The following is a 20,622-nucleotide window of genomic DNA, read 5'->3' as shown; positions in this document are numbered from 1 at the left end:
AACTCCAAGCGTATCCCAGCGCCGCCGCCGCCGACGATGACGACGTCGAAGTGAGCCGGATTCCCGTCAGCTCGGCGAGTTCGGCGAGGCCTGAGACCGGGCTTGCAGCACGACGTCGTGACCCTCGGCCATGAGCGTGCGCGCCGCAGCGTGGCCGAGTCCAATGAAGACGCGGTTCATGGGGCCTAGTCGCTCACGCGGTGGCTCAGGGTGATGGAGGGGCCGAACACGAGCAGCGGACCGAGTTCCTCCATCACCTCCGCCACATGGGGATTGGCGGCGTGGGCGTCGACCGCGTCCTGGTTCGCCCATCCGTCGATGATGTAGAACGTATTGGGATCATCGGCCTTCTGGTAGAGATCGTAGTACAGGCAGCCCTTTTCCAGTCTCGCGGGCTCGACGAACTGCAGGGCCAGCTGCCGGACTCTCTCTCGGTTGGCGGCGTCGCAGCGCAGCTCGCAGATGATGTGACGTTCCTCTGACTTTCGGCTGCCCATGATCTGTTCTTCCTGTCGAGAATGTCGACTGCGCTGTTCAGTTCTTGCCGGCGTAGACGCGGGTCATGCCGCCATCGACAACCAGGTCGACGCCGCGGATGTAGCTGCTGGCGTCGGACGCCAGGAACACCAGCGCATCGGCGATGTCCTCGGCCCTGCCGACCCGGCCGGCGGGAATCTCGGTCGACACACGACGAACATAGGCGGCGATGTCTTCGTCGCTCATCTTCTGTTCCGTGCTGTAGCCTTCGGTCGGCACCACGCCCGGGCTGATCGAATTCACCCGGATGTTCCGCCCCTTGAGGTCCGTGGTCCAGCTTAGCGCGAGCGACCGGACGGCGGCCTTGGTGGCGGCGTAGACGGCGAACCCCGGCAGCCCCATGTCGGCGGTGATCGAGGCGTTGAGGATGATGGAAGCCCCGTCGCGCAGGACGCCCAGCATGCTCTGCACCGTCAGGACGACGCCTTTGATGTTGATGTTGAGCTCGTTGTCGATCTGCGCCTCGGTCAGCTGATCGAGCGGCGTCGCGTGGCCGGCGCCGGCGTTGGCGAACAGGATGTCGAGGTGGCCGTGCGCCGCCTTGATGGTCTGCGCGACACGCAGCATGTCGCCCTTGCTGGCCGCATCGGCCTGGATCGCGGCAGCCGAGGCGCCCAGCTGGGCGGCGGCTTGGTCGAGCGCGCTCTGCCGCCGGCCGGTGACGTAGACGAAGGCGCCTTGCTCGATCAGGCGCTTGGCGGCCCCGAGACCGAGGCCGGCCGTTCCGCCGGTGATCAGGGCCACGCGGCCCTCGAGGACTTGGCTTTCCATAATCTTCTTCCTGCCCAGGCCAGCCCGGCGAAGGGTCGGCGGAGGATCTCGCCCTCCGCCGCCAGGCGCCGCCGAATGCGATCAGCGACCGACCATCTTCATGGCGGCTTCGGTGTACCGCGCGCCCTGCACGGGGACCTTCGCCAGGACGTCGGCGATCTCCCGCAGGTCGTCTGCAGTGAGCACGACCTCGGCGCCGCCGACATTCTCTTTCAGACGATGCAGCTTGGTCGTCCCGGGGATGGGAACGATCCACGGCTTTTGCGCCAGCAGCCACGCCAGGGCGACCTGGGCGGGCGTCGTCTGCTTGCGTTGGGCGACCTGGCCGATCAGCGCGACGAGGTTGGCGTTGGCCTGCCGGGCCTCGTCGGCGAAGCGCGGCAGAGTGTTGCGGACGTCCCCTTCGACGAAGCTCGTCGCCGCGTCGATCTTGCCGGTCAGGAACCCCTTGCCGAGCGGGCTGAAGGGCACGAAGCCGATGCCGAGCTCTTCCAGCATCGGCAGGATTTCCGCCTCCGGGTCGCGGGTGAACATCGAATACTCGCTCTGCAGGGCGGTGACCGGCTGAACCGCATGGGCTCGGCGGATCGTTCCTGCGCCGGCTTCGGAGAGGCCGAAATGCTTGACCTTGCCTTCCTGGATCAGGTCCCTCACCGCGCCGGCGACCTCCTCGATCGGCACGTCCGGGTCGACCCGGTGCTGGTAGAACAGATCCAGGACGTCGGTCTTCAGGCGCTTGAGCGAGGTCTCGGCCACCTGCCGGATCCGCTCCGGGCGGCTGTCGAGGCCCGCCGAAGGGACGCCGTCCTTGAAGCCGAACTTGGTGGCGACAACGACCTTGTCCCGGAAAGGCGCTACGGCTTCGCCCACGACCTCTTCGTTCGCAGCGCCGTAGCCTTCCGCCGTATCGAAGAAGGTGACGCCCTGATCAAAACCCGCGCGGATGAGCGCGACTGCCTCGGACGATTCGGTCGCGGGACCGTAGCCGAAGGTGAGCCCCATGCAGCCGAGTCCGAGGGCCGAGACCTCCAGGCCGCTCGCTCCAAGTTTGCGCTTTTGCATCCCACGTCCTCCATTTGGCGCAGCCGCTGGCGGCCAAGCCTCGTTCGGACCCCAATCTAGTGAGCGCCGTTTCATGCGATTAGCTGCTATCGCGCGGATGCTCTGTTGAGGGAGGCTCAAGAAAGGTGCGACCGAACGCCAACGATCTGATCGCCTTCGTCGCAGTGGCGCGGGAGCGCAGCTTCACCCGAGCCGCCGCCAACCTCGGCGTGTCGACATCGGCCCTCAGCCACACCATGCGGGGGCTCGAAGAACGCCTGGGTGTCCGGTTGCTGGCGCGGACGACACGAAGCGTCACGCCGACCGAGGCCGGCGAACGCCTACTCAACGGCATCGGGCCGCGGTTCGACGAGATCGACGCCGAGGTGGCGGCGCTGAACGACCTGCGCGAAAAACCGGCCGGCCACATCCGCATCAGCGCCGACGAGCTTGCGGCCACCCGGGTGCTCTGGCCGGCGCTGCACAAGGTGTTGCCGGACTATCCGGACATCAGCATCGAGATCGTCACCGAGAACGGCCTCGTCGACATCGTCGCGGGAGGATTCGACGCCGGCGTGCGGATTGGCGACATCGTGGCCAAGGACATGATCGCCGTGCCGCTCGGACCCGACATGCGAATGGTCGCCGTCGCAGCGCCCGCCTATTGGGCGGCGCACGCAAGACCACAAACCCCGCGGGAATTGACCGCCCACACCTGCATCAACATCCGCCTGCCCACGCACGGCGGTCTCTATGCGTGGGAGTTCGAACGGGACGGCCGCGAACTGCGCGTGCGCGTTGAGGGGCAGCTCGTCCTGAACAGCATCATGCAGGTGCGCCAAGCCGCTCTCGACGGCTTTGGCGTGGCCTACATCGGGGAACAGGCGGTCGAGGCCGATATCGCCGAGGGGCGACTAATTCCGGTGCTCCTGGACTGGAGCCCGCCCTTCGCAGGTTACCATCTCTACTATCCCAGCCGGCGGCAGCATACGCCCGCCTTCACGATCCTGATCGATGCGCTGCGATACCGAGCGGCCAAGTAACGCCGCCGCGGAGGCCGGCATAGGTTCTCGCCGTTGACTGGAACGGCGCCTCGGGCCGGGGCCTGTAACCCGCCCGCAATCACCGCCGCGGGGAGGGCGCTTTCAGGCCCTGCTGCCGACGCGAACAGCAGACATGGCTTGGCGGATGAAGCGCTCAAGGAGACGCGTCGTGCCGGCATCTGTTTTCGAAGTCCTGCCTGAACCCCGGCCACGTGGACGCGTCGCCCTTCGCTTCACTCCGGCCGAGTGGCGGTGTCTGCTGGAGGATTCGTCCTTCCTCCGCGATCGCGACAACTCCTATGCGCCGCGAAGGCTGATGGGATTGGCGGTGGAGATCGTGCCCGATCACCGCTTCGGATAGCGGCGCTCCGCCGCCGCGCGGCCGCTCCTGCTTCTGCGAGGCATTCTTATTGCCAAGCCTTTCCCCTGCAATTAAGAGCCACTCGCAACAGAATTGGTTGGGAGAGTTGGCATGCGACGGGGATCGGGGATCGTGGCCTATCGGCGCAAGCGGTCGTGCGCGGCGGTGGCGGCCTTGGCCGGCGCGGTCAGCCTGGGCGGCGCGGCGCATGCCGGCGAAGCCGCGGCTGCATCCGCCGAGTTGCAGGTGTCCGGCGTCGACGTGACCGGCAAGACCCGGCCGCTCGACGAGCAGACCCATCTCTCGGTGATGCCGCTGAGCATCCAGGACACCCCCCAGGCGGTCAGCATCATCGACGGGGCCAAGCTGAAGGCCCAGGGGATCAACACCCTCGAGCAGGCGCTGCGCAACGTGCCCGGCATCACCGTCGCCATCGGCGAGGGCGGCGCGCTGAACGGCGACCAGTTCAAGATCCGCGGCTTCGACTCCAAGGACGACGTCTATGTCGACGGCCTGCGCGACTTCGGCGTCTACACCCGCGACAGCTTCAACTTCGACCAAGTGCAGGTGTTGAAAGGCCCCTCCGGCGCGCTCTTTGGGCGCGGGACGACGGGCGGGGCGATCAACACCATCTCCAAGCACGCGAAGCTCGACACCTTCGCCAATGTCGACGCCTACGCCGGGAACGGCGACTATTACCGCGGCCTGGTCGACCTCAACTACCGGACGGGCGAGGCCTCCGCGGTGCGCATCAACCTGATGCGCAGCTATGCGGGCGTGGTCGACCGCGACTCCATCAAGTCCGACCGCTGGGGCGCGGCCATATCGGCCGGCGTCGGCCTGGGCACGGACACCTCCTTCGTCGTCAACTACTCGCACCAGGACGACCGTCGTCGTCCCGACTACGGCATCATCGTCGTGCAGCGGCCGGGCGAGATCATCGCCAAGCCGGCCAGCGAATATGACGTGGGCGTCGAGCGCTCCAGCTTCCTGGGCTTCAAGAACGACGTCGACCGCACCAAGGCCGACATCTTCACCGCCCAGTTCGCGCACAAGTTCTCGGACCACCTGAGCATCACCTCGGACACCCGGCTGGGCTTCTACAGCCGCTACTTCCAGTACAGCACGCTGGACCAGTGCAACACGGGCTGCACCACGGCGCTGTTCGACGGCAATCCGGCGACCGAGCCGATGGGCGGCATCGGCGGCTCCAGCCCCTACGACATGGATTCCTGGGGCATCCAGAACATCACCGCGGCGCGCTACGACGGCGAGTTCGTCGGCTTCCGCCACCAGACGATCGTCGGCCTCGACATCTCCAAACAGGTCAACGACAAGCTCTTCTTCGCCTACACCCTGCCGGCGGGGATCACGACGCGGCCGAACATGCCGCATCCGATCGTCAATCCGGATCCGGAATTCCCGGCGGGCTATGGCGTCTTCCGCGCGGTCCCGGGCCAGAACATCACCTGTCCGTCGACCGGCAACTGCACGACCAATGTGCTGGGCTCGACGGTCTTCACCAACGTCGCCGCGACCGGGATCTACGAGAGCCGCGGGATCAGCACCGACCTCGCCGCCTTCCTGACCGAGCGGGTCTGGCTGACCGACCAGGTCTCGGTGATCGGCAGCCTGCGGATCGACCGCTACATCGCCGAACTGAACAGCATGACCTACGCCGGGTCGCGCAGCGCCCTGAAGGTGGAGTCCACCCTGCGCAGCCCGCGGGTGAACCTGCTCTGGGAGCCGGCCGACGACCGGACCTTCTACCTGTCCTGGGGGCGGTCGGAGACGCCGCAAGGCACCTCAATCGTTGGCACGGGCACGGCGCTCACGGTCGCCGCTAAGGACCTCAAGCCGGAAGAGAGCGAGATGCTGGAGGCCGGCGCCAAGGTCGCCATTCCGAAGACCCCGCTCGCGCTCACCCTCTCGGCCTTCCAGATCAAGAAAGACAACGCCCTGCAGGCCGATCCGGCGAACCCCGGCTTCCTGCTGGCGCAGTCCGGCGAGCGGCAGGAGGTGAAGGGCGTGGAGATCGGGCTGACCGGCCAGCTCACGCCGGCCTGGCGCATCGACGCCGCCTACACCTACCTCGACAGCAAGATCAAAGAGTCCTTCTCCAACTGCTCGGTGCCGACCGCCACGACCGCCACGACCGGCACGCCGACCAACGTCGTCTGCCCGGTCGGCGTGACCGCCGCGATCCCGGTCCTCAATACGGTGGCCGTCGGCCGGCAGGTCGCCTTCGTGCCGAAGCATTCGGCCTCGATCTATTCGACCTATGATCTCAGCGACTTCGTCGAAGGGCTCTCGATCGGCGGCGACGTGGTCTACCAGAGCAAGCTCTACCTGACCTATACCGCCCGCAGCCTCAGCTACGCCGACCGCGGGACGCTGACCGCCGCGCGGCTCGGCGAGGCGCCCGCCAGCCTGACCTTCGACGCCTTCGCCAGCTACAAGCGCGGGCCCTACCGGTTCGGCGTGAATGTCTACAACATCGCCAACCGGCTGAACTACACTCAGGTCCAATCGAACCGCGCCGTCCCGGCCGCGGGGCGGACGGTGATCGTCTCGGTCGGAGCGAGCTTCTGAGCGTGCTGGATTTGAAGTTCGCCGGCGCAAGTGTCGAGCTCTGAGCGAACTTCAAATCCAATGAGCACGCTAGAGGTCAAGGAGGCCCTAGTGTCCTTTTCGATTGCGAAGTTCGCTCTGTTTCGCCACATGCGCTGGCGAACTTCGCAATCGGGACACTAGCCGATGCTGGTCCATGTCGAAGCGGTGCTGAGCTCGGAACAGGTCGCTCTGTGCCGAGAGCGGCTCACCGTTTCGACCTGGGTCGACGGCAAGGTCACCGCCGGCAGTCAGTCGGCGACGGTGAAGCGCAATCTGCAGATCCCCGAGGACTCTCCGGCCGCCCGGGAGCTGGGCGACCTCATCCTCGGCGCGCTCGGGCGCAATCAGGACTTCGTCTCCGCCGCCCTGCCGCTGCGGGTCTTTCCGCCGCTGTTCAACCGCTATGACGCCGGCATGGAATTCGACACCCACGTCGACAACGCCATCCGCTTCTCCGGTCCGGTGCGCTTCCGCACGGACCTCTCCTGCACCCTCTTCCTCAGCGAGCCGGACGAGTACGAGGGCGGCGAGCTGATCATCGAGGACGTCTACGGGGAGCATGCGGTCAAGCTCGCGGCGGGCGACATGATCCTCTATCCGGCGACCAGCCTCCACCGGGTGGCGCCGATCACCCGCGGCGCGCGCTGGGGAGCCTTCTTCTGGGCCCAGTCGATGGTGAGGTCGGACGAGCAGCGCAGCCTGCTCCACACCCTCGACCGCAACGTCCAACAGCTCAGCGCCAGGCTTGGCCTGGCGGATCCCGAGGTGGTGAGCCTCACCGGCGCCTATCACAACCTGCTCAGAATGTGGGCCGAGGTCTGATCCAGCGCCGGCCTGGCCGGATCTAGGTTGCGGCGGGCGGGGCGAGGCCGTGGGCCTCTTCGTAGCTGGCTTCGCCGCGGGTGATCCGCGCCAGCGGGTTGGGCCTGGGCTCGGCCACCTTCACCAGGGTGTTGCGGTCCTGGTGCCGGAAGGGCTCCGCGCGTCCGCGAACCTGCAGCATGGTGTCCGAGACGTAGGACCAGCTGCCGTCCGCATTGTAGGTCACAGTCAGCTCATAGGAGTCGGTGCGGAACGCCAACTCCAGGAAGTCCGTCGAACAGATGCCGTAGCCTGGCCCGCCGCGGTCGGCCCGGACGCTGAAGCGCGTGGCGTCGGGCTCGACCTGGCCGCGGGCGAGAGCGACCTGACCGCGGGGGATGGTCAGGCTCTGCATCACCAGGCCGGTCGCCGGCTCCCACAGCCAGTAGCCGACCTGGTCGTGGAAGGTGGATTCCTCGTCCGTGGCGACGATGTGGATGTGATAGCGCAGGCCGTAGAGCAGCTGCGGCCCGTTCGCCTGGGGGTCGATCGGCTGGATGTCGATGCGCTCGATGAACTCGCGCCGCTCGGGCCCTTCCGCCTTCGGGTTGAGGTCCACCCCCTTGCGGCCTTCCCAGACGCCGGCCAGCCGCCGCAGCGGCCCGAGATTGGCCAGGGTGTCGGGATCGACATCTTCGGGTTCGGTGAAAATGTCCTCGGGAAGGTCGTTCATCACGCTACGCTCCGGCCAAGCTTAGTGCGGCCTGAACCGAGCCAGCGGCGTCGTCAAGACGTAATCCGATGCCGGCCGGCGACCGGCGCTCCGGCGCCAGGGAGCGGCGGCCAGCAAGGGCGTCATGGTTAACGTCGTCTTCGCAATAGTTTCTAAATTACGCGCGAGGCGGGAATTTTCGCGTTAATCGCAACTTAAAGCCTCTAATGAATAGATCCGTTCGTGAGCGAGAGCAAAGTCTCTCGGTCACATTGAACTGGTCGGGGTTATCAGTGACAAGCGCTTCTGTTGGCGTCGCAACGATAGAATTCGTTGGCGAGCTTACTATAAGGACGGTCGCGTCTTGTCGCGAACGCCTGGTCGAGTCCCTCAGCGCCTCGCCGACGGTGCAGGCGCTGGTCGCCGCAGACGCCACCGTCGATCTCACCTTCGTCCAACTCCTCGAATCCGCACGGCGCACGGCGCGTGAGGCCGGCGCGGCCTTCGCCCTGGCTGAGCCGGCGACCGGCCAGCTGCGCGAAACGCTGGAGCGCGGCGGCTTCCTGGCCTCGGCGGACGACCGGAATTTTTGGCTTATGCAAGCGGAGGGTCGCTGATGGCGTCCGTGCTGACCGTGGATGACTCGCCGAGCATCCGCCAGGCGATCAAGATCGCGCTGAGCGCCGCCGGCCACGACGTAGTCGAGGCGGGCGACGGCGCCGAAGGGGTGGCCAAGGCCAACGGCGGCTCCTTCGCCCTGATCATCACCGACCTGAACATGCCGGTGATGGACGGGCTCACCATGATCCGCACCCTGCGGGCGCAACCGGCCCATGCCGGGGTGCCGATCCTCTTCCTGACCACGGAAAGCGACGACGGCGTCAAGGCTGAGGCCAAGGCCGCCGGCGCCACCGGCTGGGTCACCAAGCCGTTCCAGCCCGACCAGTTGGTGCGGATCGTCTCCAAGGTGCTCGCCGCGTGAGCCACGGCGATCCGGTCGCGATCTTCCGCCAGGAGGCGCAGGATCTGCTTGAGCAGATCGAGCAAGGGCTGCTCGATCTCGCTCACCGCCCCGGGGATCGCGATCTGGTGGACGCGGTGTTCCGCGGCCTCCACACCCTGAAGGGCTCAGGGGCCATGTTCGGCTTCGACGCCCTGGCCGCCTTCACCCACCATTGCGAAGGCGCCTTCGACCGTGTCCGCAAGGGCGAGGCGCCGGCCAGCGCCGAGCTGGTGGCCGCGGTTCTCGCCGCCCAGGATCACATGCGCTCCCTGGCCGAAGGCCGCGAAGCCTCCGTCCAGGAAGGCGAGGCGCTGCTGGCCCGGCTGCACGCGGCGGTCGCCTCCGGCGGCGAGGTCGCCGTTGCCGCGCCCACGCCCGGCGAGACCACCTGGCGCATAGGTCTCAGCTTCCCGGCCGACGCCCTGGCCAATGGCACGCGGCCGCTGCCGCTGCTCGACGAGCTGCGCGAGCTCGGCGCCTGCGAGGTCCTGGCGATCACCGACCAGGTCCCGCCGCTGGCCGAGCTGGCGCCGGCCGACTGCTGCCTGGCCTGGGAGGTCGTCCTCACCACCACCCATCCGAAGTCAGCGATCGAGGACGTCTTCATCTTCGTCATCGACGACATGAAGCTGGAGATCGAGGCGATCGACGGCGCGTCCGAGGACGCGGAGCCGGACGAGGTCTTCGAGGTCGCGGCCGAAGCGGTCGCCGCCCAGGGCGGGCCCGCGGCGTCGGGCGGCAAGGCGCAGCGCGGCGGCGAAAGCGTCCGCGTTCCCGCCGAGCGTCTGGACGAGCTGATGGACCGCGTCGGCGAGCTGGTCATCGCCCAGTCCCGGCTGACCCAGGTCGCCTCTGGCAGCGCCGACCCGCAACTGCGCAACGTCTCCGAAGAGATCGAACGCCTCGCCGCCGAACTGCGCGACACCATGATGGTGGTGCGGATGGTTCCGGTCGGCCAGCTGTTCAGCCGCTTCCGCCGACTGATCCACGACCTGGCCCGGGATACCGGCAAGGACATCGAGCTCGTCACCGAGGGCGAGACCACCGAGCTCGACAAGACCGTCATCGAGCGGCTGGCCGATCCGCTGGTGCACATGATCCGCAACGCCGCCGACCATGGCCTGGAGGCGCCGGAGCAGCGCCGGGCCAGCGGCAAGCCTTCTAGCGGACGCATCACCCTCTCCGCGCGCCAGGCGGGCGCCGAGGTGCTGATCACCATCACCGACGACGGCCGCGGCATCGACCGCGCGCGCGTGCGGGCCAAGGCCGAGGAGAACGGCCTCATCACCGCCGACTCCGCGCTGTCCGACAACGAGTTGCTGCAGCTGATCTTCCATCCGGGCTTCTCCACCGCCGCGGCCATCACCAACCTGTCCGGCCGGGGCGTCGGCATGGATGTGGTCAAGCGGACCATTGAGGGCCTGCGCGGCGCGCTGGAGATGACCAGCGAACCGGGCGTCGGCTCGGTGGTGACCCTGCGGATCCCGCTGACCCTGGCCATCATCGACGGCCTGCTCGTGCGCGTCGCCTCCGCCCGCTACGTCATCCCGCTGGCGGCGGTCGAGGAATGCGTCGAGCTGTCGCCGGAACAGGATCTGCGCTCCACCGGGCGGCGGCTGCTGCAGCTGCGCGATCAGCTGGTGCCGTTCATCCGCCTGCGCGAACTGTTCGCCACGGGGACCCAGCCGGATCCGTACCAGAAGGTGGTGGTGGTCTCGACCGGCCAGGACCGCGTCGGGCTCGCGGTCGATCAAATCCTTGGCGACCACCAGACCGTCATCAAGTCGCTGTCGGGCTTCCACGCCGACGTCGAGACCTTCTCGGGCGCCACCATCCTCGGCGACGGCGGCGTCGCCCTGGTGCTGGACGTGCCGCACCTGGTGGCCGCCGGCCAACGCCAGGACGCCAAGCTGAGGGCCGCATCGTGAGCCAGGCCGCCGACATGACCGATGTCCCGTCGGAGCGCGCCATGCTGGTGCTGACCTTCGACCTGCAGGGCGAAACCTTCGCGCTCGACGCCGACCTCGTTCGCGAAGTCCTGGACGTCGCGCCGGAGACCTCGGTGCCCGGCGCCGCGCCCTTCGTGGACGCGGTGATCAACTTCCGCGGCCGGGTCATTCCCCTGGCCGACCTGCGCCTGGCGTTCGGCATGGGGCGGGGCGAGAGCACCCGCGACAGCCGCATCGTCGTCATCGAGCACGAGGTCGAGGGCGAACCAACCCTCATCGGCCTGCGCGCCGACAAGGTGCACGAAGTCACCTCGATCCCGCTCGGCGACACCGAGGACGCCCCGCGCGTCGGGTTGCGCTGGCGCACGGATTTCATTCGCTGCCTCGCGAAGCGCGAGGGTGAGCTCATCGTCGTCCCCGACCTTGCGCAGATCTTCGCCACTCGTGGCGGCGCGGTCGGGACCGTCGTCCCCTTCGCCCAGTCTTAAGGCTTCCCGCAATGAACATGCGTTTCACCATCAAGCAGAAGCTTGGACTGGCGTTCGGATTCCTGATCGTCCTGATGCTCGCGGCGGCCGCCGTCGGAATCTTCCAGCTGAACAAGCTGAACACCGCCCAGACGCAGATGCTGGCCGGTCCCTCGGCCCAGCTGCAGCGCTCGCAGACCCTGACCATTGAGGTCCTGCAGCTCGTGCGTGCGCAGAAGAACCTGATGCTCAGCGAGAGCGCCGAGGAAAGCCAGCTGCAGCAGGAGAAGGCCGACAAGGCCAAGGCCCGCTACGAGAGCGTGCTCGCCGCGGTGCTGGAACATGCAAGGCCGGAAACGCGGCCGAGGTGGGAGAAGCTCCGGGAGGAATGGCGCGCCTTTGCGGCCAACGACACGCAGATGCGCAAGGCCGCCGCCGGGGGCCTGGGCGCCCAGAACGCGGCGCTGACGCTGGCGCGCAAGGAACAACGGCCGATCCTCAACCGCCTGACGACCGAGGGGGATGCGATCGTCGAGATGAACCAGGCCATGCTCAAGGCCGCCGACGAGGAGGGGAACCGCACCTACAGGACCGGGCGCAATCTGCTGATCGGCCTGACCTTGGCGTCCTTGCTGCTCGGCGTGACCGCCGCCGCCTGGATTGCGCGGAACATCACCCGCGGTCTCGCTCGGGTCGCCGGACTGGCCGACGCCGTCGCGCTTGGCGATCTCGATCAGCGCGTCGAAGCGACCAGCAATGACGAGATCAAGGACCTGATCGACACCGTCAACCGGATGACGGCCAACCTGCGCGCCACCGCGGCGATCGCCGAGCGGGTCTCGGCGGGAGACCTGACCGTCGAGGCCAAGCCGTTGTCGGACAAGGACGCGCTCGGCCTCGCCCTCGCCCAGATGATCGAGCGCCTTCGCGGCGTGGTGTCGGATGCGCTTTCGGCGTCGGATAATGTCTCCTCGGGCAGCCAGGAGCTGTCCTCGGCCGCCGAACAGGTGAGCCAGGGCGCGACCGAACAGGCATCGTCGGCCGAAGAGGCCTCGGCCTCGATGGAAGAGATGACGGCCAACATCAAGCAGAACGCCGACAACGCGTCGCAGACCGAGAAGATCGCCCGCCAATCGGCGAAGGACGCCGAGGTCTCGGGCGAGGCGGTGAACCGCGCGGTCGACGCCATGCAGACCATCGCCGAAAAGATCACCATCGTTCAGGAGATCGCCCGGCAGACCGACCTGCTGGCGCTGAACGCGGCGGTGGAAGCCGCCCGCGCCGGCGAGCACGGCAAGGGTTTCGCGGTCGTCGCCTCGGAAGTGCGCAAGCTGGCCGAACGCAGCCAGACGGCCGCGACCGAGATCGGCGCGGTGTCGTCGGAGACCGTCAAGGCGGCCCAGTCGGCCGGCGCGATGCTGGCGGACCTGGTGCCCAACATCCGCAAGACCGCCGAGCTGATCAGCGAGATCAGCGCCGCCTGCCGCGAGCAGGACATCGGCGCCTCGCAGATCAACGAGGCCATCCAGCAGCTCGACAAGGTCACCCAGCAGAACGCCAGCGCCTCGGAAGAGATGTCGGCCACCTCTGAAGAACTGGCCGCCCAGGCCGAGGAGCTGCAGACGTCCATCTCCTACTTCAAGGTGTCGTCGAGCGAACGTCAGCCGCAGGTCCGCTCTGCGCCGGTCGTGCGGCTCAAGCCCGAGCCGCGCGTGAAGTCGAGGGCCGTCCCGTCGCCCGCGTCCGCGCCGCGCCGGCAGATGCGCACCGCCGTCGCCGCCCAGCAGGCGCGCGCCGAGGGCTTCGCCATCGATCTGTCGCAAGGCGGCCCTGACGCGGCCGACGACGACTTCACCGGCTACTGACGCCGAACGCATCAACCGCCCCGAAGGGATTCCCACCCATGCGCTTCACCATAAAGCTCAAACTTGGCCTGGCCTTCGGCGGGATCCTGGTCCTGCTGCTGGGGGCGGCCGGCTTCGGCGTCAGCGGCTTGGCGACCATGAACAAGTCGCTGAACGCTTCCGGGGCAGCTGCCGACCGGCGGCAGTCGGCCTCCGACCTGACGATCGCCTTCCTCCAGGTCGTCCGCTGGCAGAAGAACATCGTCATGGAGACTGACCCGGCGAGGTTGCGGACGTTCGCCTCCACCATGAACCAGGCTCAAGGCGAGCTCGACAAGCAGCTGGCCCACGGCTCCAGCATGGCCACGCCCGAAACCAGGGCGACCTATGAAAGGCTCCAGGGTCAATGGGGCGAGATCAAACCTCTGAACGACCGCATCGTCGCGCTGGGACTCCAGAACACCAGCGCCAGCAACGCTGAGGCGGCCGCAATCTCCACTCGGCAGACGCCGGCTCTTGTGAATGCGGCGATCCAGAGCCTTGACGAGATCACTGCAAGCGCCGCAGCCGATATGCAGCGCACGAAGGCCGATGCAGCCCGGACCAACGAGACTACGCGCAACACCCTGATCGCCGCCGCGGCCGTGTCGCTCTTGCTTGCCGCCGCGGCGGCGATCTGGATCGCCATGACCATCAGCCGCGGCCTGGCCAGCGCCTCGCGCGCGGTCGCCTCGGTCGCCGACGGCGACCTCACCCGCACGATCGAGATCACCACCCGCGACGAGATCGGCGACCTGATGCAGGGCCTGAACCTGATGATCGAGCGCCTTCGCGGCGTGGTGTCGGATGCTCTGGCGGCCTCGGACAACGTCTCGTCGGGCAGCCAGGAGCTGTCCTCGGCCGCCGAACAGGTGAGCCAGGGCGCGACCGAACAGGCCTCGTCGGCCGAAGAGGCCTCGGCCTCGATGGAGGAGATGGCCTCGAACATCAAGCAGAACGCCGACAACGCCGCCCAGACCGAGAAGATCGCCCGCCAGTCGGCGAAGGACGCCGAGGTTTCCGGAGAGGCGGTCAACCGCGCGGTCGACGCCATGCAGACCATCGCCGAGAAGATCACCATCGTGCAGGAGATCGCCCGGCAGACCGACCTGCTGGCGCTGAACGCGGCGGTGGAAGCCGCCCGCGCCGGCGAGCACGGCAAGGGGTTCGCGGTGGTGGCCTCGGAGGTGCGCAAGCTCGCCGAACGCAGCCAGACCGCCGCGGCCGAGATCGGCGCGGTGTCCTCGGAGACCGTCAAGGCCGCCCAGTCGGCCGGCGAGATGCTGGCCGACCTGGTGCCGAACATCCGCAAGACCGCCGAGCTGGTCAGCGAGATAAGCGCCGCCTGCCGCGAGCAGGACATCGGCGCCTCGCAGATCAACGAGGCCATCCAGCAGCTCGACAAGGTCACCCAGCAGAACGCCAGCGCCTCGGAAGAGATGTCGGCGACCTCGGAGGAACTGGCCGCCCAGGCCGAGGAGCTGCAGGCCTCGGTCGCCTTCTTCCGCATCGGCGACGCCGCTTCGACGACCCGTCCGGCCCGCAAGCCGGCTGCTGCGGCACGGCCGCAGGGCAAGGCCCCGGCGCGCGTCGTCAAGGCCCGTTCGACGGCGACCGCTCCGGTGGCCGCTCAGCAGGCGCGGGCGCGGGGCTTCGCCCTCGACCTCGCCCAGGGCGGTCCGGACGCCGACGACGCCGACTTCCGGGAATATGCCTGATGGCGGCGCCCCAGCAGTTCGTCACCCTTGGCCTCGGGGCGGAGGTCTTCGCCGTCCCGGTGGACTATGTGCGCGAGATCCTGGACTACGCGCGGCCGTTCGCTATTCCAGAAGGACCGGGCTATTTGCTCGGCCTGACCGATGTGCGCGGGCGCGCCACGCCGACCCTCGACCTGCGCCGCAAGCTCGGCATGAGCGCGATCGAGCCGACCCCGCTGACCCGCATCCTGGTGCTGGACATCCCGCTCGATGGGACCGTCCTGTCGGTGGGGCTGGCGGCCGACCGGGTGATCGAGGTGGCCGCCTACGAGGCCGAGGAGATCGAGCCCGCGCCGGAGATCGGCGTGCCCTGGCGCAACGACTACATCCGCGGCGTCGTGCGGCGCGACGGCGGCTTCGTGGTGCTCTTCGACCTCGTGCGCCTGCTCACCAGCGAAGAGATCGCAGCGCTCCCCGGCGCCCAGGCAGCCTGACGCGATGGCCGCAGAAGCGCTTCGCAGCTCGCCGCCGCACGATGGGCTGAGCGACAAGAACTTTCGCCGGCTGGCCGAGCTGATCCACGGCTACAGCGGCATCAAGATGCCGCCCGGCAAGCGCACCATGCTGGAAGGCCGACTGCGTCGTCGCGTGCGGATCACCGGCGCGGCCAGCCTGGACGACTATTGCCGGCGGCTGTTCGACGAGGATGGGCTCGACGCCGAGCTCGTCGACCTGATGGACGTCGTCACCACCAACAAGACCGAATTCTTCCGCGAACCGGCGCATTTCGCCTTCCTGCGCGACCGCGGCCTGTCGATGCTGATGACGCCCGACCGGTCCAAGCTCAAGGCCTGGAGCGCCGCCTGTTCGATCGGCGCGGAGCCCTACACCCTGGCGATGGTCATCGAAGAACATCTGGCCGAGCGCCGTCGCCGCGGCGACTACAGCATCCTGTGCACCGACCTCTGCACAGAGGTGCTGGAGGAGGCGATCGCCGGCATCTATCCGACGGCGATGGTCGAGCCGGTGCCGGTGGAGCTGCGCCGCAAATACCTGATGCGGGCGCGCGACCGCGACCGGTCGATCGTACGGATTGCGCCGCAGGTTCGCTCGCACCTGTTCTTTTCGCGCCTGAACCTGATGAACGACGCCTATCCGGTCGACGACGATATGGACATGATCTTCTGTCGGAACATCCTGATCTATTTCGACAAGGCTACCCAGGATCGGGTGCTGCGCAAGCTCTGCAGCCACCTGCGGCCGGGCGGGATGCTGTTCCTGGGCCACTCGGAATCGGTCGTCGGCATCGACCTGCCGGTGAAGCAGATCGCCAGCACCGTCTTCCAGCGGTGCTGAGGTGGCGCCGCCGTCCCGCAAGATCCGTGTCCTGATCGTCGACGACTCCGCCACCGTGCGCCAGACGCTCACCGAGGTGCTGGGGGCGGACCCTGAGATCGAGGTGATGGGGGTCGCCTCCGACCCCTTCGTCGCCGCAAAGCGGATCCGCGACGAGGCGCCCGACGTCATCACCCTCGACGTCGAGATGCCGCGGATGGACGGCATCACATTCCTGCGCAAGCTGATGAGCCAGCACCCGATCCCGGTGGTGATGTGCTCGTCGCTCACCGAGGCGGGCTCCGAGACGCTGATGCAGGCGCTCTCGGCCGGCGCCGTCGACATCATCCTGAAGCCCAAGCTCGGGGTGGCCGAGCACCTGGCGGAGTCGCGCATCCGCATCTGCGACGCGGTGAAGGGCGCCGCCCGGGCGCGGGTCAGCGGCCGCCGCGGCCCGGCGCCGGAGTTCGGCGCGGGCGTCGCCAGCCCGGAGAAGAAGCTCACAGCCGACGCCATGCTGCCGCCGCCCACCGGCCGGGCCATGGCGCGCACGACCGAGAGCATCGTCTGCATCGGCGCCTCCACCGGCGGGACGGAGTCCCTGCGCGAGGTGCTGATGTCGCTGCCGGCCAACTCGCCGGGGATCGTCATCGTCCAGCACATGCCCGAGCGCTTCACCGCCTCCTTCGCCAAGCGGCTCAACGACCTGTGCGAGGTCGACGTGAAGGAGGCCGAGGACGGCGATGCGGTGCTGCGCGGCCGGGTGCTGATCGCGCCGGGCAACTTCCACACCATGCTCGAGCGCAGCGGCGCCAACTATCGCGTGTCGGTGAAGTCCGGTCCGCTGGTCTCTCGCCACCGGCCCTCGGTCGACGTCCTGTTCCGCTCCGCCGCCCGCTCCGCCGGCGGCAACGCCGTGGGCGTCATCATGACCGGCATGGGCGACGACGGCGCGCGCGGGCTCGAAGAGATGCAGAAGGCCGGCGCCCGCACCATCGCCCAGGACGAGGCCACCTCGGTGGTCTTCGGCATGCCCAAGGAAGCGATCGCCCGCGGCTGCGTCGCCCGCATCGTTCCTCTGTCGCAGATCGCCGCGGAGCTGCTGCGCGCCGCGGCGCGGTGAGGCGCACAGCAGCTCCCCCGCGAAGCGGGGGGATCGCATATGGCGAGCGGCGCGAACCACCCCACGACTGTCATCCCGGTTTTTCGCGGAGCGAAAAGACCGGGACCCATGGACACGGCGCTTCAAGGCCGAACGCGGCCGCGCCGTGCGAGATCTCGCCTTACGGTGTGCATGGGTCCCGGTCTTCGCTGCGCGAAACCGGGATGACAGTCGTGGAGGAACCGCGCGCCTGACCCGCCAATACCCGGCGCCTAGGATTGAACCCGGACCCTAGAAGAGCACGGCCTCCAGCTCGTTCTCTTCCGTGACTTCGACTTCGACCCCGACCGGCGCTTTCGCCGCCGGGACGTCCAGGTTGAACCCGGCCGTCAGCGCGGCGTGGATCTCGCGCTCCTGGGCCATGGTGTAGGACTTGGCGATCGTCTGAAGGATCTGCGCCAGCATTTCGGGATCGACCGCCGAGACGTCGCCTGGCGGCTGGTCGAGCAGGTTGCTGGCGGCGTCGAGGGCCGCGCCGATCTCCCCGTGGAAATCCAGCCGCTTGGCGGCGTCGCCCAGGGCGCGGACCACCGCCTCGCCCTGTTGCGCCAGGGCGGCGAGGTCGGCTTCGACCGTCGCATTGACCTTGCGCATCCGCCCGGTCGCCTTGGTCAGGGCGGTTCCGGCGGAGCCGCCGGATCCCTCCGCGATCATGCGGCCGGCGTCGGCGGCCAGCTCCTCGAGGGTCAGCAGGGTCCGCTGGGCCGAGCCTTCGAGCAGGCCGGCGTGGACGCGAAGCTCGATGGCGATCACCGACAGCGGCTTGCCCGGGTCGCCGATGCGCGCGCACTTCAGCGTGGTGTTGAGCGCCATCTGCTGGACGTCGGTCTTGATGGACTGGAGGGCCGCGATGCGACGAGTCAGGGCCTCGACCGCCTCGACCGCAGCGCGGCCGGTGTTGGCTGCCGCGCAATCCGCGCCCTCCATCCGACCCACGAGGCCCAGCGCCTGGTCGAGGTGGATGGTCATCCGGTCCAGGAAGCCCTCGTCGGCGGCGCTGCGGCCGAAGGCCAGGTCTTTCAGGCGCAGCAGCTCGGTGGCGTGGCTGGCGATCGCCGCCATGCTCTGATGGATCTGCGCGGCGTCGCGGTGGAAGTCGGCGGCGGCGGCGCCCAGCTGGGCGGCGAGCAGCGGGCTCACCACGGCGGCCAGGCGAGTCTGGGCCTGGGCGTCGAAGGCGGTCGTCGCGACCAGGGACAGGCCGTTCTGGACGTGCTCGATCCGCTGGCGCGTGCTGTCGCCGACCTGCAGGGCGGCCAGCGCGGCGCCCACCTTGCGCTGGATGTCCTGGGCCAGCTCGCGCACCTCGGCGGCCACCCGCGCGACCTTTTCGTGGTGTGCGGAGATGTCGTGGGCCGAGGCGGCCAGGCCGTCAGGCACGGCGGGGATCAACCGTTCGCATTCGGCGGCCAGCGCCTGCTCCTGGACCAGGGCGGCGTTCAGCTGATCGTGCAGGACGCTGACTTCGGAGGCGAACCGCTCCAGCTCCATTCGGCCGGATTCGATGCGGTCGGAGATCTCCTGGGCGAACAGGCCGAAGTCCTCGCCGGCGCCGGGGATGCCCGCGGCGGTGACCTTGATGTTGATGGAGAAGACCCGCAGGTAGGCGAGGTCGCGGCGCATGTCCTCGATCCCGGCGCGCAGGCCGTCGACGAGCCGGCTCAGGCCGCGGGTCTTCAGGCGTCGCCCCTCCAGGCGTTCGCGCAGGTCGAACAGGCTGCGGGCGGCGCTGTTCAGCTCCGTCTTCGTCGCCTCGACGGTCTCAGGGTCGAGCGCGCCGGCGAGACTGTCGAGCGAGCTGATCAGCTGGCCCACGCCGCCGACGGCCAGGGCCAGGACCTCTCCGGCGGCCAGGAAGCGCTTTTCGACGACCCCGCGGGCCAGCTCCAGGCGATGCATCGCCGGGTTGGCGGCGCGCTCGCCCTCGGGATAGCTCGCCGTCTTCAGAGAACTTTGGATCATCAACACGCCATGCTGCACGCTCAGGCCGCATGATCCCGCGCATGTGCGAAGTCCGCGTAAACACAGATGATAAATGCCCCCGGGGCCCGGATGGCGTCAGCGTCTCAAGACCCCGCCAAACGCCCTCGGCGTCAGTCCGGTCCAGCGCTTGAACGCGTCCGAAGCTGCTCCGAATGTCCAAGCGGATGCGCCGATTGTCGAACAGGGCGGCCGGCAGTCTGGCAGGTTGGGTCGTACGATGAAGGCGTGACGTGCGCCGCCGGACCAAAAGCAAAAAACAAAGGTGAAGGAGCGCCGTCATGGCAGAAGAGACCCGTCCCTCGGCCGAGGACATCATCCTCTACGAGAAGGACCCGAAGACCAAGATCGCGACGATCACCCTCAATCGTCCCGACGCGCTCAACGCGCCGACCATCGCCGCGCGGCTGCGCTACGCCAAGATGATCCATCACGCCAACGTCGACGACGAGGTCAAGGTGCTGGTCATCCGCGGGGTGGGCAACAACCTCGGCGGCGGCGCCGACCTGCCCGAGCAGGCGGACATGCTGTCGGAGACGGCCGAGGTGTCGCTGCTGCGGGAGTTCCAGATCGACGAGGACGAAGGCGTCGTCTACCCGCCGAAGAACTCCTACCGCTACCTGGCCCAGCTGACCCAGCTCTACGCCAACTCCAACTTCGGCTGCCGCAGCCTGCAGGACTTCAAGAAGATCAGCATCCTGGAAGTGAAGGGCTACTGCTACGGCTGGCACTTCTACCAGGCGGCCGACGCCGACATCATCATCTCCTCGGATGACGCCCTCTTCGGCCACCCGGCGTTCCGCTACGTCGGCTGGGGCCCCCGCATGTGGCAGTGGGCCAACACCATGGGCATCCGCAAGTTCCAGGAGATGGTCTTCACCGGCCGGCCGTTCACGGCGAAGGAGATGTACGACTGCAACTTCGTCAACAAGGTGGTCCCGCGCGCCGACCTTGAGGCCGAAGTCGCCAAGTACGCGATGGCCTGCTCCAACACCCGCCCGACCGACGTGGTCATGATGCAGAAGACCTTCTTCGAGGTCATGAAGCAGCAGCAGGGCGAGTACATGGGCTCCGTGCTGACCGCCTGGCTGGAGTCGATGCTGCCCACCGTCCACAACGACGGCGGCGAGCTGACACTCGGCGACGAGGCCTTCGAGAAGGGCCTGAACAACGCCGTGAAGGACAACGACAGCCTGTTTCCACCCGAATTCCGCCTGAGCAAGTCGGGCCGGAAGCAGGCGTCGTAGGTCTCCAGGTCGGAGGGAGC

At 68.1% G+C, this 20,622-nt stretch carries 18 protein-coding genes; 13 read left to right on the top strand and 5 right to left on the bottom strand.

The genetic code is table 11. The features are described from left to right. Positions 1-185: 185 nt before the first annotated feature. The 3 genes from ACSQ2B_RS12530 to ACSQ2B_RS12520 all read right to left on the bottom strand — a co-directional run bounded on the left by ACSQ2B_RS12530 (position 186) and on the right by ACSQ2B_RS12520 (position 2,370). On the bottom strand, positions 186-497 hold the full coding sequence (locus ACSQ2B_RS12530) for a putative quinol monooxygenase (RefSeq protein ID WP_436050250.1): 312 nt from the start codon (positions 495-497) through the stop codon (positions 186-188). 37 nt (positions 498-534) lie between these two features. After that, the gene (locus ACSQ2B_RS12525) at positions 535-1,308 is read right to left on the bottom strand and encodes an SDR family oxidoreductase (protein ID WP_436050248.1); all 774 of its coding nucleotides are present in this window, start codon (positions 1,306-1,308) and stop codon (positions 535-537) included. A gap of 81 nt (positions 1,309-1,389) precedes the next feature. Further along, positions 1,390-2,370: an aldo/keto reductase gene (locus ACSQ2B_RS12520; RefSeq protein ID WP_436050247.1), complete on the bottom strand. Its 981-nt coding sequence runs from the start codon at positions 2,368-2,370 to the stop codon at positions 1,390-1,392. 125 nt (positions 2,371-2,495) lie between these two features. Here ACSQ2B_RS12520 and ACSQ2B_RS12515 point away from each other — a divergent pair, with 125 nt between their 5' ends. From ACSQ2B_RS12515 to ACSQ2B_RS12505, 3 genes are all read left to right on the top strand, one after another. Then, entirely contained in the window at positions 2,496-3,392 is an 897-nt protein-coding gene (locus tag ACSQ2B_RS12515; protein ID WP_436050245.1) for a LysR family transcriptional regulator, read from the top strand. Between the two features lie 472 nt (positions 3,393-3,864). Then, positions 3,865-6,345, top strand: coding sequence for a TonB-dependent receptor (locus ACSQ2B_RS12510; RefSeq protein ID WP_436050244.1), 2,481 nt, complete (start codon positions 3,865-3,867; stop codon positions 6,343-6,345). 165 nt (positions 6,346-6,510) lie between these two features. Beyond that, positions 6,511-7,188, top strand: a complete 678-nt coding sequence (locus ACSQ2B_RS12505) for a Fe2+-dependent dioxygenase (RefSeq protein ID WP_436050242.1) — start codon at positions 6,511-6,513, stop codon at positions 7,186-7,188. Between the two features lie 22 nt (positions 7,189-7,210). Here the strand turns inward: ACSQ2B_RS12505 and ACSQ2B_RS12500 are convergent, their stop codons facing one another. Beyond that, a complete protein-coding gene (locus ACSQ2B_RS12500; protein ID WP_436050241.1) occupies positions 7,211-7,900 on the bottom strand; it encodes an FABP family protein in 690 nt (229 codons plus the stop codon). Positions 7,901-8,106: 206 nt separating this feature from the next. On the opposite strand from ACSQ2B_RS12500, the gene ACSQ2B_RS12495 reads away from it, so the two are divergent. From ACSQ2B_RS12495 to ACSQ2B_RS12455, 9 genes are read left to right on the top strand one after another with little or no spacing between them, the layout of a single operon-like run. After that, the gene (locus ACSQ2B_RS12495; protein ID WP_436050239.1) at positions 8,107-8,496 is read left to right on the top strand and encodes an STAS domain-containing protein; all 390 of its coding nucleotides are present in this window, start codon (positions 8,107-8,109) and stop codon (positions 8,494-8,496) included. After that, positions 8,496-8,861: a response regulator gene (locus tag ACSQ2B_RS12490; protein ID WP_436050238.1), complete on the top strand. Its 366-nt coding sequence runs from the start codon at positions 8,496-8,498 to the stop codon at positions 8,859-8,861. The genes ACSQ2B_RS12495 and ACSQ2B_RS12490 overlap by 1 nt, the downstream gene beginning before the upstream one ends. Next, positions 8,858-10,810, top strand: coding sequence for a chemotaxis protein CheA (locus ACSQ2B_RS12485; protein ID WP_436050237.1), 1,953 nt, complete (start codon positions 8,858-8,860; stop codon positions 10,808-10,810). The genes ACSQ2B_RS12490 and ACSQ2B_RS12485 overlap by 4 nt, the downstream gene beginning before the upstream one ends. Further along, the gene (locus ACSQ2B_RS12480) at positions 10,807-11,319 is read left to right on the top strand and encodes a chemotaxis protein CheW (protein ID WP_436050236.1); all 513 of its coding nucleotides are present in this window, start codon (positions 10,807-10,809) and stop codon (positions 11,317-11,319) included. The genes ACSQ2B_RS12485 and ACSQ2B_RS12480 overlap by 4 nt, the downstream gene beginning before the upstream one ends. Positions 11,320-11,336: 17 nt before the next feature. Then, positions 11,337-13,163: a methyl-accepting chemotaxis protein gene (locus ACSQ2B_RS12475; RefSeq protein ID WP_436051019.1), complete on the top strand. Its 1,827-nt coding sequence runs from the start codon at positions 11,337-11,339 to the stop codon at positions 13,161-13,163. 38 nt (positions 13,164-13,201) lie between these two features. Then, positions 13,202-14,899 (top strand): methyl-accepting chemotaxis protein, encoded by a 1,698-nt coding sequence (locus ACSQ2B_RS12470; RefSeq protein WP_436050234.1) that lies wholly within the window; start codon positions 13,202-13,204, stop codon positions 14,897-14,899. Beyond that, positions 14,899-15,372: a chemotaxis protein CheW gene (locus ACSQ2B_RS12465; RefSeq protein WP_436050233.1), complete on the top strand. Its 474-nt coding sequence runs from the start codon at positions 14,899-14,901 to the stop codon at positions 15,370-15,372. The genes ACSQ2B_RS12470 and ACSQ2B_RS12465 overlap by 1 nt, the downstream gene beginning before the upstream one ends. A gap of 4 nt (positions 15,373-15,376) precedes the next feature. Further along, positions 15,377-16,234 (top strand): CheR family methyltransferase, encoded by an 858-nt coding sequence (locus ACSQ2B_RS12460; RefSeq protein ID WP_436050232.1) that lies wholly within the window; start codon positions 15,377-15,379, stop codon positions 16,232-16,234. A 1-nt stretch (position 16,235) separates the two neighbouring features. Continuing rightward, positions 16,236-17,336: a protein-glutamate methylesterase/protein-glutamine glutaminase gene (locus ACSQ2B_RS12455; protein ID WP_436050231.1), complete on the top strand. Its 1,101-nt coding sequence runs from the start codon at positions 16,236-16,238 to the stop codon at positions 17,334-17,336. Between the two features lie 270 nt (positions 17,337-17,606). Here the strand turns inward: ACSQ2B_RS12455 and ACSQ2B_RS12450 are convergent, their stop codons facing one another. Next, positions 17,607-19,337 (bottom strand): hypothetical protein, encoded by a 1,731-nt coding sequence (locus ACSQ2B_RS12450; protein WP_436050229.1) that lies wholly within the window; start codon positions 19,335-19,337, stop codon positions 17,607-17,609. Between the two features lie 299 nt (positions 19,338-19,636). Between ACSQ2B_RS12450 and ACSQ2B_RS12445 the strand changes: the two genes are divergently transcribed. Continuing rightward, complete coding sequence (locus ACSQ2B_RS12445) at positions 19,637-20,602, top strand: enoyl-CoA hydratase/isomerase family protein (RefSeq protein WP_436050227.1); 966 nt, start codon at positions 19,637-19,639, stop codon at positions 20,600-20,602. Positions 20,603-20,622: the final 20 nt, after the last annotated feature.

The sequence above is a fragment of the Phenylobacterium sp. LjRoot225 genome, from assembly GCF_964252855.1.
In the GTDB taxonomy this organism is placed as follows: domain Bacteria; phylum Pseudomonadota; class Alphaproteobacteria; order Caulobacterales; family Caulobacteraceae; genus Phenylobacterium.
The sequence above is the reverse complement of the archived record's forward strand: the minus strand, read 5'-3'. Positions and strand labels throughout refer to the sequence as shown.